The sequence below is a fragment of the Terrabacter sp. Root85 genome (assembly GCF_001429185.1).
GTDB lineage: Bacteria > Actinomycetota > Actinomycetes > Actinomycetales > Dermatophilaceae > Terrabacter.
The window spans coordinates 1,042,305-1,056,562 of sequence record NZ_LMIW01000008.1 but is presented as its reverse complement, the minus strand read 5'-3'; the positions used below and the strand labels follow the sequence as shown (position 1 = coordinate 1,056,562).

At 71.2% G+C, this 14,258-nt stretch carries 15 protein-coding genes and 1 tRNA gene; 4 read left to right on the top strand and 12 right to left on the bottom strand.

From position 1 onward, the window contains the following. Positions 1-51: 51 nt before the first annotated feature. Positions 52-1,152, bottom strand: coding sequence for a site-specific integrase (locus ASE25_RS11380; RefSeq protein WP_304437915.1), 1,101 nt, complete (start codon positions 1,150-1,152; stop codon positions 52-54). Between the two features lie 353 nt (positions 1,153-1,505). On the opposite strand from ASE25_RS11380, the gene ASE25_RS11375 reads away from it, so the two are divergent. After that, entirely contained in the window at positions 1,506-1,724 is a 219-nt protein-coding gene (locus tag ASE25_RS11375) for an AlpA family transcriptional regulator (protein WP_200959063.1), read from the top strand. 3 nt (positions 1,725-1,727) lie between these two features. Then, entirely contained in the window at positions 1,728-2,909 is a 1,182-nt protein-coding gene (locus ASE25_RS11370; RefSeq protein ID WP_056825381.1) for a site-specific integrase, read from the top strand. Between the two features lie 104 nt (positions 2,910-3,013). Here ASE25_RS11370 and ASE25_RS11365 read toward each other — a convergent pair. The 11 genes from ASE25_RS11365 to ald all read right to left on the bottom strand — a co-directional run bounded on the left by ASE25_RS11365 (position 3,014) and on the right by ald (position 13,046). After that, positions 3,014-3,087 (bottom strand) — tRNA-Pro (locus tag ASE25_RS11365). Positions 3,088-3,185: 98 nt separating this feature from the next. Then, positions 3,186-4,685 (bottom strand): ribosome biogenesis GTPase Der, encoded by a 1,500-nt coding sequence (gene der / locus ASE25_RS11360; RefSeq protein ID WP_056825380.1) that lies wholly within the window; start codon positions 4,683-4,685, stop codon positions 3,186-3,188. Between the two features lie 12 nt (positions 4,686-4,697). After that, a complete protein-coding gene (locus ASE25_RS11355) occupies positions 4,698-5,363 on the bottom strand; it encodes a 1-acyl-sn-glycerol-3-phosphate acyltransferase (RefSeq protein ID WP_056825378.1) in 666 nt (221 codons plus the stop codon). Then, positions 5,360-6,067 (bottom strand): (d)CMP kinase, encoded by a 708-nt coding sequence (gene cmk / locus ASE25_RS11350; protein WP_056825376.1) that lies wholly within the window; start codon positions 6,065-6,067, stop codon positions 5,360-5,362. Before cmk ends, ASE25_RS11355 begins: the two co-directional genes overlap by 4 nt. Before the next feature lie 59 nt (positions 6,068-6,126). Continuing rightward, on the bottom strand, positions 6,127-7,209 hold the full coding sequence (locus tag ASE25_RS11345) for a prephenate dehydrogenase (protein ID WP_056825375.1): 1,083 nt from the start codon (positions 7,207-7,209) through the stop codon (positions 6,127-6,129). 46 nt (positions 7,210-7,255) lie between these two features. Continuing rightward, positions 7,256-8,218 carry a pseudouridine synthase gene (locus tag ASE25_RS11340; RefSeq protein WP_056777181.1) on the bottom strand — a complete coding sequence of 321 codons (963 nt, stop codon included), beginning with the start codon at positions 8,216-8,218 and terminating at the stop codon, positions 7,256-7,258. Further along, complete coding sequence (scpB, locus tag ASE25_RS11335; protein WP_056777184.1) at positions 8,215-8,871, bottom strand: SMC-Scp complex subunit ScpB; 657 nt, start codon at positions 8,869-8,871, stop codon at positions 8,215-8,217. The genes ASE25_RS11340 and scpB overlap by 4 nt, the downstream gene beginning before the upstream one ends. Then, positions 8,864-9,892 carry a ScpA family protein gene (locus tag ASE25_RS11330; protein ID WP_082619855.1) on the bottom strand — a complete coding sequence of 343 codons (1,029 nt, stop codon included), beginning with the start codon at positions 9,890-9,892 and terminating at the stop codon, positions 8,864-8,866. The genes scpB and ASE25_RS11330 overlap by 8 nt, the downstream gene beginning before the upstream one ends. Before the next feature lie 14 nt (positions 9,893-9,906). Further along, positions 9,907-10,743 carry a ParA family protein gene (locus ASE25_RS11325; protein WP_200959089.1) on the bottom strand — a complete coding sequence of 279 codons (837 nt, stop codon included), beginning with the start codon at positions 10,741-10,743 and terminating at the stop codon, positions 9,907-9,909. Between the two features lie 204 nt (positions 10,744-10,947). Continuing rightward, positions 10,948-11,934 (bottom strand): site-specific tyrosine recombinase XerD, encoded by a 987-nt coding sequence (gene xerD, locus ASE25_RS11320; RefSeq protein WP_056777801.1) that lies wholly within the window; start codon positions 11,932-11,934, stop codon positions 10,948-10,950. After that, a complete protein-coding gene (gene ald / locus ASE25_RS11315) occupies positions 11,931-13,046 on the bottom strand; it encodes an alanine dehydrogenase (RefSeq protein ID WP_056777190.1) in 1,116 nt (371 codons plus the stop codon). The genes xerD and ald overlap by 4 nt, the downstream gene beginning before the upstream one ends. Before the next feature lie 202 nt (positions 13,047-13,248). On the opposite strand from ald, the gene ASE25_RS11310 reads away from it, so the two are divergent. Further along, positions 13,249-13,620 (top strand): hypothetical protein, encoded by a 372-nt coding sequence (locus tag ASE25_RS11310; protein ID WP_156415580.1) that lies wholly within the window; start codon positions 13,249-13,251, stop codon positions 13,618-13,620. Then, the gene (locus ASE25_RS11305; protein ID WP_056777197.1) at positions 13,617-14,228 is read left to right on the top strand and encodes a hypothetical protein; all 612 of its coding nucleotides are present in this window, start codon (positions 13,617-13,619) and stop codon (positions 14,226-14,228) included. Before ASE25_RS11310 ends, ASE25_RS11305 begins: the two co-directional genes overlap by 4 nt. The last annotated feature ends 30 nt before the right edge of the window (positions 14,229-14,258 follow it).

The following is a 14,258-nucleotide window of genomic DNA, read 5'->3' as shown; positions in this document are numbered from 1 at the left end:
GCTACGAAGTCGCCGAGGTCGAGTCCGGACGATCGGGGCGGTGCGCCAGGTTCACAGGCCGAGGTCCTTGCTGGAGGTGTTCTCGAGAGCTTCGAGTGGCCGGATGTAGCGGTTGACCAGCACGCCGAGATCTTTGTGCCGGGTCTGCGCTGCGATCCGGTTCAGCGGTACGCCGGCGAGCGCGGCGGTGGTGGCGTGTCCGGCGCGCAGGGAGTGGGCGGTGATGCGGGTGCCGTCGAGCCCGGCCGCGATGGCGCGGGAGCGGAGCATCCGGGCGGGGACGTGGCCCGAGAGTCGTTCGGAGCTGATGGCGCTTCCCCAGATCCGGGTGAACAGGGCGCCGGGGGTCTCGCCGCGCAGATCCCGCCAGGCGTTGAGCGCGGCGACCGGGTCGGTGAGCGCGTGCTGGCCGTGGGCGACGGCAACCTGCTCGCCGTGGCCCTCTTGGTCTGTCTTGGATTGCCGGATGTGCAGCACGAGTCCGGCGGGCTTGTGCTCGATGTCGGCGAGGTCGAGCGCGACGAGCTCGGCTCGCCGCAGGGCGGAGGCGTAGCCGAGCAGGATGATCGCGGCGTCGCGGATCCCGTGCGGGGTGGTGCGGTCGATGCTGCCGACGATCTGGCGGATCTCCTCGACCGACAGCGGCCTGGCGAGGCGTCGGGCTGCGCCGCCGTACGTACGACGCAGTCCACGGCGGACTTGGCGGACGGCTTCGGACGCGATCGGGTCGACGGCGCCGGTGGTGCGGTGGACGTGCCGGATGACGGTGCAGGCCATGTCCAGGGTGCCGGTGGCGCGTCCGGCTTCGGCGCGTTCGGTCAGGTAGGCGCACACGGCGAGTGGGTCGGCGGGAACGGCGGCGACGCCCCGTTCGGCGCACCAGCGTTGCCATTGGCCCCAGACGACGTCGTAGAGCCGCCGGGTGCCGGCGGTGCGGGCGGCGGCGAGGGCTTTGCCGATGCGGGCGGCATCGACGGGTGTGAGCCCCGCGCGTGTCAGGTCGGGGTCGTCGGTGGGTGTGGGCGGGATGGCGGGGCGGGCGGTGGCCGGCAGCGCGGCGAGCATGAGCGTGTTCATCGCCCTGTCGTAGCGGCGACGCCACCCGGGACGAGGCTGGGCCGAGGTGACCCGCATCGCGAGCGCGTTGGTCACATAAGCCTGACTTTGTGATGACCGAGTCAAGTTAGAAAACTTTCAGGCTCGGTTCCCCAGAGGGAACCGAGCCTGAAATTCGTAGCGGGGGCAGGATTTGAACCTGCGACCTCTGGCTAAGAGCGCAAAACACAGCAAGCGCGATCGCAACCCGACAACCGACGTAACGGAGCGGCAGATGCTCCACGCGAGGTCTCGCCGGTCGGGGTCAAGGAGACCGTTCGCCCGGCGATGCATCGGCGATCGCTCCAGAAGCTCGATTAGGGGTCGATTCTCCACAGGCCGCGCGGTGAGGGCTGCACACCTTCTGTTACGAGGGCAAACCTGTCCTCGTGACCACGAAGGAGCACACGATGAGTACCACCGTCGACACCAACCAAGTGAGCATGATCCTGACCATCGACGAGGCTGCGGCCTACCTCGCCATCCCGAAGGCGACGATCTACACCTGGCGGACACGCCGGGTCGGGTTCGGACCACGCGCCGTGAAGATGGGCGGTTGCCTGCGCTACCGCCGCGCGGACCTCGACGCCTGGATCGTCGAGCACCTCGAGCCCGCAGAGGGCGAGTAGCCCATGGCCAGGCCACCACTCCCCCTCGGTACCTGGGGGACCATCACCACCGAGAAGATCCGCGACGGCAACTATCGAGCCCTGACTCGGTTCCGTGACACCGACGGCAACACGCGCCGCGTCACCGCGACTGGTCCGAGCAAGGCCGCTGCGGAGCGAGCGCTTCGAGACGTCCTGGGCACGCGCACCGCGCCAGCAGGTGAGCTCCTCACCGCAGAGACCCGGCTGATCGACCTCGCCACCGAATGGATCAGCGGTCTCGAGGCCGAAGGACGGATCGAGCAGACCACTATCAACGAGTACCGCCGGGTGCTGGACAACCTGGTCCTACCCAGTGTCGGTGGACTGAAGCTCCGCGAGGCCACCACGGGGCGGCTCGATCGGCTCCTGCTGAGGTTGCGCGATCAGAGCGTGAACCGGCAACGCAAGGCCAAGGTCGTCCTTGGGGCCATGCTCGACCTCGCGGTCCGACACGATGCGATCCCGACCAACCCGGCCCGCGGGACGAGCCGAGTTCACCGACCGAAGCAGGAGACCAAGGCGCTTCGGGTAGAGGACCTGGTCGAGATCCGCGCCGCTGTACGCCGGTGGGTCAACTCGGACCGCCCCGGACCGAAGGCCACCCGCGACATGGCCGACATAATCGACCTGATGCTCGCCACCGGCTGCCGCATCGGCGAGGTGCTCGCCTTGCGCTGGAGCGACCTGGACCTCGATGGTGACCTGCCGGTGCTCACGGTGTCGGGCACGATCAAGACCGAAACAGGGAAGGGCACCTATCGGAAGCCCACGCCGAAGTCGGACGCCAGCCGGCGAACCGTAGTCCTGCCCCGGTTCGCCACCGAGCTGCTGCGCGTGCGCCGGGAGTTCGCGACACCCAACGAGAACGACGCCGTCTTCGCAACCCGCAACGGCACCTGGCACCAGGTCGTCAACATCGAACGTCGGTGGCGGCAGATCCGGCAGGACACAGGCTATGAGTGGGTGACGCCCCACACCTTCCGCAAGACGGTCGCGACGCTGATCTCCGAGGCGACTACGTCCGAGCTCGCCTCGCGCCAGCTCGGACACTCCTCAAGCCAGGTGACCCGGGACCACTACATCGCAAAGCCTCCGGTTTCAGCCGACCTCTCCGAGCTCCTCGAGCGGCTCGCTGAGAGCGACGACGCGCGCTCGGATCCGTAGGCCTCGAAATCGTTTACGTCTAGTAAACAACCATTCTGGAGATCCACGTCAAAACCGAAACCGCCTCTGACCTGCGTTTCCGCAGGTCAGAGGCGGTTTTTCGGTCGGGCTGACAGGATTTGAACCTGCGACCCCTTGACCCCCAGTCAAGTGCGCTACCAAGCTGCGCCACAGCCCGAATGCCCCTCGGGGCGAAAGGAACATTAGCGCACCGGATGCCGCTGGTCCCAATCGGCCCCCGGGAGCGGCCGTGTGCCCCGTCGGGACAGCGGCAGGTCAGCGCCGGCGCTTCTCGCGGACGCGGACCGAGACCTCGATCGGCGTGCCCTCGAAGCCGAACTGCTCGCGCAGGCGACGCTCGATGAAGCGGCGGTAGCCGGCCTCGATGAAGCCCGACGCGAAGATGACGAAGCGCGGCGGACGCGTCGAGGCCTGGGTCGCGAAGAGGATGCGGGGCTGCTTGCCACCACGCAGCGGGTGCGGGTGGGCGGCCACGATCTCGCCGAGGAAGGCGTTGAGCCGGCCGGTGGGGACACGGGTGTCCCACGACTCGAGGGCGGTCTCGATGGCGGGCACGAGGCGGTCCATGTGACGGCCCGTGCGCGCGGAGACGTTGGCCCGGGGAGCCCACGGCACCTGGACGAGCTCCTTCTCGATCTCGCGCTCGAGGTAGTAGCGGCGCTCCTCGTCGAGGGTGTCCCACTTGTTGTACGCGATGACGAGGGCTCGGCCCGAGTCGATGACCTGCTGCACGACACGGACGTCCTGCTCGGCGATGGGCTCCTCGGCGTCGATGAGCACGACGGCCACCTCGGCCTTCTCCAAAGCCGTCTGGGTGCGCAGCGACGCGTAGAAGTCCGCGCCCCGGCTCTGGTGGACGCGGCGCCGGATGCCGGCGGTGTCGACGAAGCGCCAGGTCTTGCCGCCGAGCTCGATGAGCTCGTCGACCGGGTCACGCGTGGTGCCGGCCACGTTGTCGACGACGACGCGCTCGGACCCCGCGAGACGGTTGAGCAGGCTCGACTTGCCGACGTTGGGGCGCCCGACGAGCGCCACCCGCCGCGGACCACCCTGGGCGTACGCGCCGTGCGCGGACACGTCGGGCAGCACCTCGAGCACGGCGTCGAGGGCGTCGCCGCTCCCGCGGCCGTGCACGGCGGACACCGGGAACGGCTGGCCGAGGCCGAGGCTCCACAGCATCGCCGCGTCGGCTTCGCCGCGCTGGTCGTCGACCTTGTTGGCCACGAGCACCACCGGCTTGCCGGAGCGGCGCAGCAGCTTGACGACCGCCTCGTCGTCGTCCGTCGCGCCGACCGTGGCGTCGACGACGAACATGACGACGTCGGCGAGGTCGATCGCGATCTCGGCCTGCTCGGCGACGCGCAGGTGGATGCCTGTGGCGTCCGCCTCCCAGCCGCCGGTGTCGACGATGGTGAAGCGGCGCCCGCCCCACTCGGCCTCGTAGGAGACGCGGTCACGCGTCACACCCGGCACGTCCTCGACGACGGCCTCGCGGCGCCGCAGGATGCGGTTGACCAGGCTCGACTTGCCCACGTTGGGTCGGCCGACCACGGCCACGACGGGCAGCGGGCCCTGCCCCGCGCCGTCGTCGGAGATCGGCCCCTGGGCGTCGAGCAGCGCCTGGTCCTCGGGGCTGAGCTCGAAGTCGTCGAGCCCGGCGCGCAGGGCGCGCTCCACGGCGGCGTCGTCGACGGAGGGGTCGGCGGTCGAGATCGGAGCGCCCTCGTCGATGGGGCGGGCGGTCTCGTCAGTCACGGTGTCCTCGAATCAGTGAACGTCTGTTGAGGAACCATTCTCCACCCGCGAGCGGCGTACATGTGACGCGAGGGCGTCCCGCAGGTGGTCACTGGCCAGCCGGAGACGGTCCCGACCGGGCGCAGAGGGGTCGACGACGAGCCGGAACGGGTCGCCGAAGTCGACGACAAGCCGCGACCGGAAGGCCGGCCAGTCGTCCTTCGTCGCGCCCGGGATGCGCGTCCCGCTGACCGCGACCGGCACGATCTGCGCGTCGGTGCGCAGCGCGATCCAGGCGGCCCCGTGGTTGACCTGGTGGACCTCACCGTCACCGCGGTTGCCCTCGGGAAAGATCCCGATCGCACCCCCGCCCTCGAGGACGGCGCTGGCCGAGGCCAACGCCGCGCGGTCCCCGAGGGAGCGGTCGATGGGGATCTGGCCGACGTTGCGGATCGTCCAGCCCCAGAAGCCCGAGAAGGCCTCCTGCTTGACGAGGAAGCTCACGGCGCGCGGCGCCAGGCCGAAGACGAGGGGCCCGTCGAGGAACGCCGCGTGGTTGGCGACGAGGATGACCGGCCCCGTGAGCGGCACCCGCTCGGGGTGCAGGGCCGCGCCCCGGTAGAGGGTGCTGAAGATGACCTTGCCGATCGGGCGGCCGATCCGGGCCCGGTTCGGATGGGGAGCGACCGCCTGGCTCATGCCCGGGCCGCCTCGACCACCTGGAGCACCGCCTCGACCGAGCCCTCGAAGTCGAGGTGCGACGTGTCGATCGTCGTGACGCCGTCGGCGGCCACGGTGAACTCCGACACGGCGGAGTCGGCCTTGTCGCGGTCGACGATCTGGGACCGGGTCGCCGCGACGGCGTCGGCGTCGGCGGCGCCGTGCAGCTCGGTCGAGCGTCGTGCGAGCCGGGCCTCCTCGGACGCGGTGAGCAGGATGCGCACGGGCGCGTCGGGGGCGACGACTGTCGTGATGTCCCGTCCCTCGGCGACGACGCCACCGGTGGCCGCGGCGGCCTCGGAGATGAGGCGGCGCTGGAGGACCCGCAGGATCTCGCGCACGGGGATGACGGTGGCGACCGCGGAGACGCTGGTCGAGATCCCCGTCTCGCGGATGGCACCGGCGACGTCGGTGCCGCCGACCTCCACGGTCGGTGCGTCGGGATCCGTGCCGATGGACAGCGGAAAGCTTTGCGCCGCAGCGGTGATCGCGTCGGCGTCGGTCAGGTCGACACCCTCGTGGAGGCACCACCACGTGAGGGCGCGGTACATGGCGCCCGTGTCGAGGTAGCCGTAGCCGAGGGACCGGGCCACCTGCTTGCTGACGCTCGACTTGCCGGACCCCGAGGGACCGTCGACAGCGATGACGAAACCGGACAGGGGGTCCTCGGGGGTCTGCGACATGCGGACGAGGATAGTGCCTCGACCGGGCCGTCCCCGGACCCGCCCGAGGGGCGGCGCCGTCAGTCGTGCACGCGCCAGCCGAGGCGGGCCAGCTCGGCTCGCAACGGCTCGACGGACGCGGGCACGACCGAGATCTCGGCGACGCCGACGGCCTGCCCGAGCCCGTGCTCGAGGTGGAGGTCCTCGAGGTTGATGCCGGCGTGGCCGACGTCCGTGAGCAGTCGGGCCAGTGATCCCGGCTCGTCGGGGACGACGACGGAGACGACCTCGTACGCGGCGGGAGCCGCACCGTGCTTGCCGGGGATCCGTGCGTGGCCGAGGTTGCCGGCCTCGAGGACCCGGCTCAGCGTGCCGAGCGAGCCGGCGCCGTCGGCGTCGGCGAGGGTGTCGAGGGCCCCGACGACGTCGTCGACCTGGTCGCGGACGTGGCGCAGGACGTCGCGCACGGCGGGTGCGTTGCCGGCGAGGATCTGGGTCCACAGCCGTGGGTCGCTCGCCGCGATCCGGGTCACGTCGCGCAGTCCCTGGCCGGCGAGACCGACGGCGGACTCGGGCAGCTCGCGCAGGCACGCGGCGACGATGCTCGCCGCGAGCTGGGGCACGTGCGAGACGGCTGCCACGGCCTCGTCGTGCTCGTGGGCCGGCATGACCCGCACAGCGGAGCCGACGGCGAGGGCGAGCTCCTTCACGCGACGCACCGCCGCGTCGGTCGAGGCCTCGTGCGGCACGACGACCCACGCCCGGCCGTCGAAGAGGTCGGCCCGGGCGGCTGCGGCGCCCGAGCGCTCGCGACCGGCCATCGGGTGCGACCCGACGTAGCGGCTCGCGTCGGCGCCCGAGTCGAGGACGACGCGGAGCACCGACTCCTTGACGGAGGCGACGTCGGTGACGACTGCGTCGGGCCACCGGCCCAGCGCGTCGACGACGACGCGAGCGGCGACGTCGGGCGGCGCCGCGACGACGACGACGTCCGGGGCGTCCGTCACGTCCTCGGCCATCTCGCCCGCCCGGAGGTCGCGCGCCAGCTGGACGGCCGTCGGTGATGGGTCGTCCAGAGACACCCGAAATCCGTTGTTGGACAGCGCGATCCCGAGACTGGTCCCGATCAGCCCAGCGCCGACGATGCGGACGTGCGTGCTCACCCCGTCAGCGTAGCGAGCCGGTCGTCCCGGGGCCGGGACGTCCGGATCACAGACCGGCGGCCTTGTAGAGCGCCCCGATCTCGGCCTTGTTGAGGCGTCGGGTGCGCCCGGACTTGAGGTCGGCGAGACGGATCGGGCCGACCTCGGTGCGGACGAGCTCGAGAACCGGGTGCCCGACCGCCTCGAGCATGCGGCGCACGACGTGCTTGCGGCCCTCGTGGAGCACCACCTCGACCATGGCCTTGCCCGGCTGGTGGTCGACGATCCGGAAGGAGTCGACGCTGACGGGACCGTCCTCGAGCTCGACGCCCTCGCGCAGGCGCTTGCCGACGTCGCGCTGCACCGGGCCGCGGATCGTCGCGACGTACGTCTTGAGGACGCCGTATGCCGGGTGCTGCAGCCGGTGGGCGAGGTCGCCGTCGTTGGTGAGCAGGAGCAGACCCTCGGTGTCGGCGTCGAGACGCCCCACGTGGAAGAGGCGCTGCTCGCGGTTGCCGACGTAGTCCTCGAGCGAGATGCGGCCGAGCTCGTCGTGCATCGTCGTCACGACGCCCTTGGGCTTGTTGAAGGCGAGGTAGACGCGGTCCTCGTCGAGGTTGACGCGGACGCCGTCGACGTGGACGACCTGGGTCTGCGGGTTGATGCGCACGCCGAGCTCCGTGACGATCTGGCCGTCGACCTCGACGCGCCCCTGCTCGATGAGGTTCTCGCAGACACGCCGCGAGCCGACGCCGCCGGCGGCCATGAGCTTCTGCAGGCGCACGCCGTCGGGGTCGTGGACGTCGATCTCGGGTGCGGGCTTGCGGTCGGGCAGCCTGGTGGGCTGGCTGGCCTTCGTCGAGCCTGCGAAGCGCGGGCCGGAGCCCTTGCCGCCGGTCTTGCCGCCGGCGCTCTTGCCGCCCGCCACGGGTCGGCCGCCACGGCGGGCGCCGCCGACGCTTCCGGGGCCTCCGGTGGGCCCGGACCCCTTCTTGCGCGGCTGGCGGGGGGACCTGGAGTACTCGCTCATGCGTGTCCTTCCTCGATGAGCTCGTCGATGACGTCGGCGTCCGGGAGGTAGGGCGCCAACGCCGGGAGGTCGTCGAGCGACGACAGTCCCATCCGCTGGAGGAAGTAGGGGGTCGTGCGGAAGAGCATGGCACCGCTCTCGCCCACGTCCTCGACCTCCTCGATGAGGCCGCGCGACGCCAGCGTGCGGACGACGCCGTCGACGTTGACGCCGCGGACGGCACTGACGCGGGCGCGGGAGACCGGCTGGCGGTAGGCGATGACGGCGAGCGTCTCGAGCGAGGCCTGGGTCAGCTTGGCCTGCTGGCCGTCGAGGACGAACTTCTCGACCACGGGCGCGAAGTCGGACCGGCTGTAGACGCGCCATCCGCCCGCCACGCTGCGGAGGGTGAACCCGCGCTGCGCGGCGGCATACTCCTCCTCGAGGGCGTGCAGATGGACCCGCACGTCGTCGACGGGCAGCTCGAGTGCCGACGCGAGGGCGACCTCGGTCACCGGCTCGTCGACGACCATGAGCACGGCCTCGAGCGCCGAGCGGGCTCCGCCCGGGAAGTCGTTGATGTCGAAGGCGATCTGCTCGTCGGCACCCTCGCGGTCGCCGAGCACCTCGGGCTCGACGGTCGCGTCGGGCCCCTGCGCCGACTGGTCACTCATCGTCTGCTCCTCTTCGTGAGGTGGCGTCGCCACCCGTCTGCTCGGTGTCCGGCGTCGGCGCGTCACCCTCGGCGCCCTCGACGTCGTCCTCGTTCTCGTCGTCCTCGTCGTCCTCGTCGAACTCGTCGTCGATGGCGATGTCGCCGTCGTCGGTGCCCGTCCAGCGGATGTCGAGCTCGCCGAGCGCCTCGGCCTGCTCGAAGGCGATCGCCGCCTCCTTGAACAGCTCGAGCAGGGCGAGGAAGCGCGCCACGATGACGAGGGTGCTGTCGGCGTCGGCCACGAGGCTGCGGAACGAGACCTGTCCGCGGTGGCGCAGGCGCTCGACGATGATCGCCGCCTGCTCCCGGACGCTGACCTGCGGTGCGTGGAGGTGCTCGAGCCCGACGGTGGGCGCCACCTTCGGCGTCATCGCCCGGGCGGCGATCATCGCGAACTGCTCGGGTGTGATGGCGATGACGAGCTCGGGCAGCAGTGCCGCGAACTCCGGCTCGAGACCGGCCTGGCGCGGGGTGATGCGGCCGGCCGTGGCCATCCGCTCACGGAAGGTGGCCGCGATGTCCTTGTAGGCGCGGTACTGCAGGAGCCGGGCGAAGAGCAGGTCACGCGCCTCGATGAGCGCGAGGTCCTCGTCGTCCTGGGGGCCCGACTGCGGGAGCAGGCGCGAGGCCTTGAGGTCGAGCAGGGTCGCCGCGATGAGGAGGAACTCCGAGGCCTGGCCGAGGTCCCAGTCGCTGTTGGCTGCCTGGGCGGTCTTGATGTGCGCGACGAACTCGTCGGTGACCTTGGCGAGGGCGACCTCGGTGATGTCGAGCTTGTGCTTGCTGATGAGGCCGAGCAGGAGGTCGAAGGGCCCGGAGAAGACGTCGAGGTGCACCTCGAAGGGGGCTGCAGAGCGTCGCGTGATGACACCGCCGGGCGTCAGCTCCTGGGCTGGTGCTACCTCGACCATCGGGTCCGGGGGCACGGCAGCGTCGTCGGCGTCGACCGCGGGGCGGTCGACGGTGTCCTGCTCGGTCATCAGATCACTGCGGATCAGGCCGCGCCGCCGCGCGCGATGAGCTCACGGGCGAGCTGGCGGTAGGCGTTGGCACCGGAGTGCTCGGACGAGTAGGACGTGATCGGCTCGGCGGCCAGGGTCGCGTCGGGGAACTTCACGGTGCGGCTGATCACCGTGTGGAAGACCTGCTCGCCGAAGTGGTCGACGACCGAGCGCACGACCTCCCGGCTGTGCAGGGTCCGGCTGTCGTACATGGTGGCGAGGATGCCGTCGACCTGCAGGCGCGGGTTGAGCCGGTCGGTGATCTTGTCGATCGTGTCGATGAGCAGGGCGACGCCGCGCATCGCGAAGAACTCGCACTCGAGCGGGATGATGACGCCGTGCGCGGCCGTCAGGGCGTTGACCGTGAGCAGGCCGAGCGACGGCTGGCAGTCGATGAGGACGAGGTCGTACTCGTCGACGACGGGGCGCAGGACGCGGGCGAGGATCTGCTCGCGGGCGACCTCACCGACGAGCTGGACCTCGGCCGCGGACAGGTCGATGTTGGCCGGCACGAGGTCGAGGTTGGGCGTGCGCGTCTGCTGGATGACGTCGTGGATCTCGTGGCCGCGCTCGACGAGGAGGTTGTAGATCGTCGTGTCGAGCTCCTGCGCGTTGACGCCGAGACCGACGGAGAGCGCACCCTGCGGGTCGAAGTCGATGACGAGGACCTTGCGACCGAGCTCGGCCAGCGCGGCACCGAGGTTGATCGTCGTCGTCGTCTTGCCGACGCCGCCCTTCTGGTTGCACATGGCGATGATGCGCGCGGGCCCGTGGCTCGAGAGCGGCACGGGGGTCGGGAAGTCGGGCAGCGGACGGCCGGTCGGGCCCATGGCCCCGGAGCCGGCGGACTCGGTGCCGGGCAGGTGGGCGACCCGCGGGGCGGCACCGACCGGACTCTGTCGGGGCTGGTCGAGGTCCTCGGACGGCACGGACTGCATGGTGTCGTGTGACTCCTCGTTCACCGGGTGTTCCACTCCGCTCGGCCTTGCCCTGGGATGCTGCGGTCAGCCTCGCGCTGATCACGTGTGACCTTATCAGCGGGCACGGGGGTGGGCGCCCGCATAGACCTCGCGGAGTCGGTGGACCGACACCATCGTGTAGATCTGGGTGGTGGTCACGGAGGCGTGCCCGAGCAGCTCCTGGACGACGCGGACGTCCGCCCCGCCGTCGAGCAGGTGGGTGGCGAAGGAGTGGCGCAGCGTGTGGGGCGACACGTGCTCGGTGAGGTCGGCCCGCTCGGCGGCGCGGCGGATGATCGCCCAGGCCGACTGCCGCGAGAGGCGCGCCCCCCGCTGGTTGAGGAAGAGCGCCGGCCCCCCTTGTCCGTGCGTGGCGAGGGCCGGACGGCCCCGGACGAGGTATGCCGTCACGGCCTCGACCGCGTAGCGGCCGACGGGGACGACGCGCTCCTTGCCACCCTTGCCGTGCAGCCGGACGGACGCCACTCCCCCGCCGTTCGGGGCGGTCCCGGAGCCGTCTGCGGGTCCGGCGGTCTCGATGTCGTCGACGTCGAGGTCGACGGCCTCGCTGATGCGGGCGCCGACGCCGTAGAGGACCTCGAGGAGGGCACGGTCGCGCAGTGACTCGGGCGTGTCGCCGACCGATGCCGCCGCGAGCAGCCGTTCCACGGCCTCGATCGGGATCGCCTTGGGCAGCCGGGCGGGTGGCTTGGGCGGGGCGACGTTGGCCGCCGGGTCGCCGGCGACCTCGCCCTCGAGCGCGAGGAACCGGTGGAAGCCGCGCACGGCGACGAGCGTGCGGGCCGCGGACGAGGCCGCGAGCCCGCGCTCGCGCAGGGAGGCGAGGAAGTCGGTGACGTCGGCCTCGGTGACCCGGCTCGGGTCGTCGATCCCCTTGGCCGCCAGGAACGCTGCGTAGGAGCGCAGGTCGCGGGCGTAGGACTTGAGGGTGTTGTCGGACGCGCCCTTCTCGACGCGGACGTGGTCGAGCCACCCGCGGACGTCGCGCTCGAGGCGCGAGGGCCGTGCCGCGGGTGGCTCGGTGACGACCTGCTCGGTCAGGACAGGGCCTCGTCGAGACCAACCGACGTCATGCCGTGGGCCTCCGCGACGCCGGCGTACGTGACGTGCCCGTCGTGCGTGTTGAGACCGAGTCCGAGCGCGTGGTCGGCGCGCAGCGCGTCGCGCCACCCCTGGTTGGCGAGCTTCACGGCATACGGCAGCGTCGAGTTCGTCAGCGCGTAGGTGGACGTGTTGGGCACGGCGCCGGGCATGTTCGCGACGCAGTAGAAGACCGAGTTGTGCACCGTGTAGGTGGGGTCGGCGTGCGTCGTGGCGTGGCTGTCCTCGAAGCAGCCGCCCTGGTCGATGGCGATGTCGACGAGCACGGAGCCCGGCTTCATCTGGGAGACGAGCTCGTTGGAGACGAGCTTGGGGGCGGCCGCACCGGGGATGAGCACGGCCCCGATGACCATGTCGGCCTCCTGGACCTGCTGCTGCACCGTGAGGCGGTTGGACGCGAGGCCGTGGACCTGGTTCTCGTAGCGCCAGAAGGACATCCGCAGCTTGTCGAGGTCGGTGTCGAGCAGCGTGACGTCGGCACCCATGCCGAGCGCGATGTTGGCGGCGTTCTGGCCCGACACGCCGGCACCGAGGATGACGACCTTGGCGTTGGCCACGCCACCGACGCCGCCCATGAGCACGCCGCGGCCGCCCTGGGCGCGCATCAGCGCGTGGGCACCGACCTGCGGGGCGAGACAGCCGGCCACCTCGGACATCGGGTAGAGCAGCGGCAGGGCCCCGGATGGCAGCTGCACGGTCTCGTAGGCGATGCCGGTGACCTTGCGCTTGACGAGCTCCTCGGTGAGCGGTTTGTCGGCCGCGAGGTGCAGGTACGTGAAGAGGGTCAGGCCCTCGCGCATCCGGTGGTACTCCTCGGCCACGGGCTCCTTGACCTTGAGCACCATCTCCGCCTCGCCCCAGACGTCGTCGGCGGAGCCGAGGATGCGGGCGCCTGCCGCGACGTAGTCGTCGTCGCTGATCTGCGAACCGACACCGGCGTCCTTCTCCACGATGACGTCGTGACCGTTCTCGGTGAGCTCGTGGACGCCTGAGGGGGTGATGGCCACGCGGTACTCGTGGTTCTTGACCTCGCGGGGGATGCCGACCTTCATGCTGCTGCACTTCCTTCCGGACTGACTCGACCATGGCGCCGTTGCCGTGGTGAGAAGAGGCCCGCAGGGGCCGCGAGCCCACTGTATCCATGGGTGTCACGGCCCGGTCACGACCTCCTGCAACTGCCGCTGACCGGCCCGGCCTCGTGCCACAGTGTGGTCACCGCCATCCGCGGCCGACGAGCTCGGAGAAGGAGGGGCCGTGACCGATCCGCCGGCGCACGAGGGATACAGCTGGCCGGTGGCGCCGGCCGGTTCACGGCCGCCGAGGCAGCGGAGGCCCGCGCGGTGGCCGGGCGGGGGCGCCATCGTGCTGACGCGGCGCCAGGGCGTCGTCGCCGGCGTGCTCTTCGCCGTGGCAGCCGTCTGGGGGCCGATCTTCCAGGGCGTGGAGCCACCCGAGGCGTTCGTGCTGCTCGTGATCGGCCTCGCGGTCGCGGCGGCGGCCACGGCTCTCCCGGCACTTCGCTCGTTCGCGGGGGGCTTCCTCGTGGCCTCCCTGGTGGGAGGATTCGCCGCTTTCATCGCCCTCGTCGTGTTCTTCGTCGTCGTCTTCGCCAACATGGGCCCGTGAAGCTCTACGCAGACACCCCCGCCCGACGCACCCGACAGCTGCTGTCCGACGTGCTCATGCTCCTGTGGATCGGCCTCTGGGTGTATGCCGGTCGCCAGGTCCACGACACGGTCGAGCAGCTGCGTGCCCCTGCGGACTCGATCACGTCGGCCGGGAAGTCCGTCAACGGGGCCCTCACGGGCGCGGGCGACCAGGCCGGGCAGCTGCCGCTCGTGGGTGACCAGCTGAAGACGTGGCTGACCCAGGCCGCCGGGTCCGGCACGACGCTCCAGCAGGCCGGGACGTCGATGGCCGACACGGTCGACACGCTCGCCCTCGGGCTCGGGATCGCCCTGGCGCTCGTGCCGATCGTCCTCGTCCTCGCGGTCTGGCTCTACGTCCGGGTTCGCTTCGTGCGCAACGCGACCCAGTCGCAGCGCTTCATCGATGCCGGTGAGGACCTCGACCTCTTCGCCCTCCGTGCGATGGCGACGCAGCCGATGCGTGCACTGGCCCGCGTCTCCGACGACCCCGCCGGGGCGTGGCGGCGCCAGGACCGTGAGGTCATTCGGGAGCTCGCCCTGCTCGAGCTGCGTGACCAGGGCCTGCGCCCGCCGCCCGGCACCTGACCTCCGCACGCGGTCGGTCGCGCACCTCGG

What these genes read in the sequence shown, in the direction of transcription:
- ASE25_RS11370 (WP_056825381.1), top strand. Translation starts at nt 1,728, where the DNA reads ATGGCCAGGCCACCACTCCCCCTCGGTACCTGGGGGACCATCACCACC.
- scpB (WP_056777184.1), bottom strand. Translation starts at nt 8,871, where the DNA reads ATGAGTGACCAGTCGGCGCAGGGGCCCGACGCGACCGTCGAGCCCGAG.
- ald (WP_056777190.1), bottom strand. Translation starts at nt 13,046, where the DNA reads ATGAAGGTCGGCATCCCCCGCGAGGTCAAGAACCACGAGTACCGCGTG.
- ASE25_RS11355 (WP_056825378.1), bottom strand. Translation starts at nt 5,363, where the DNA reads ATGAGCCAGGCGGTCGCTCCCCATCCGAACCGGGCCCGGATCGGCCGC.
- ASE25_RS11330 (WP_082619855.1), bottom strand. Translation starts at nt 9,892, where the DNA reads ATGACCGAGCAGGACACCGTCGACCGCCCCGCGGTCGACGCCGACGAC.
- ASE25_RS11375 (WP_200959063.1), top strand. Translation starts at nt 1,506, where the DNA reads ATGAGTACCACCGTCGACACCAACCAAGTGAGCATGATCCTGACCATC.
- ASE25_RS11340 (WP_056777181.1), bottom strand. Translation starts at nt 8,218, where the DNA reads ATGAGCGAGTACTCCAGGTCCCCCCGCCAGCCGCGCAAGAAGGGGTCC.
- ASE25_RS11325 (WP_200959089.1), bottom strand. Translation starts at nt 10,743, where the DNA reads ATGGGCCCGACCGGCCGTCCGCTGCCCGACTTCCCGACCCCCGTGCCG.
- cmk (WP_056825376.1), bottom strand. Translation starts at nt 6,067, where the DNA reads ATGTCGCAGACCCCCGAGGACCCCCTGTCCGGTTTCGTCATCGCTGTC.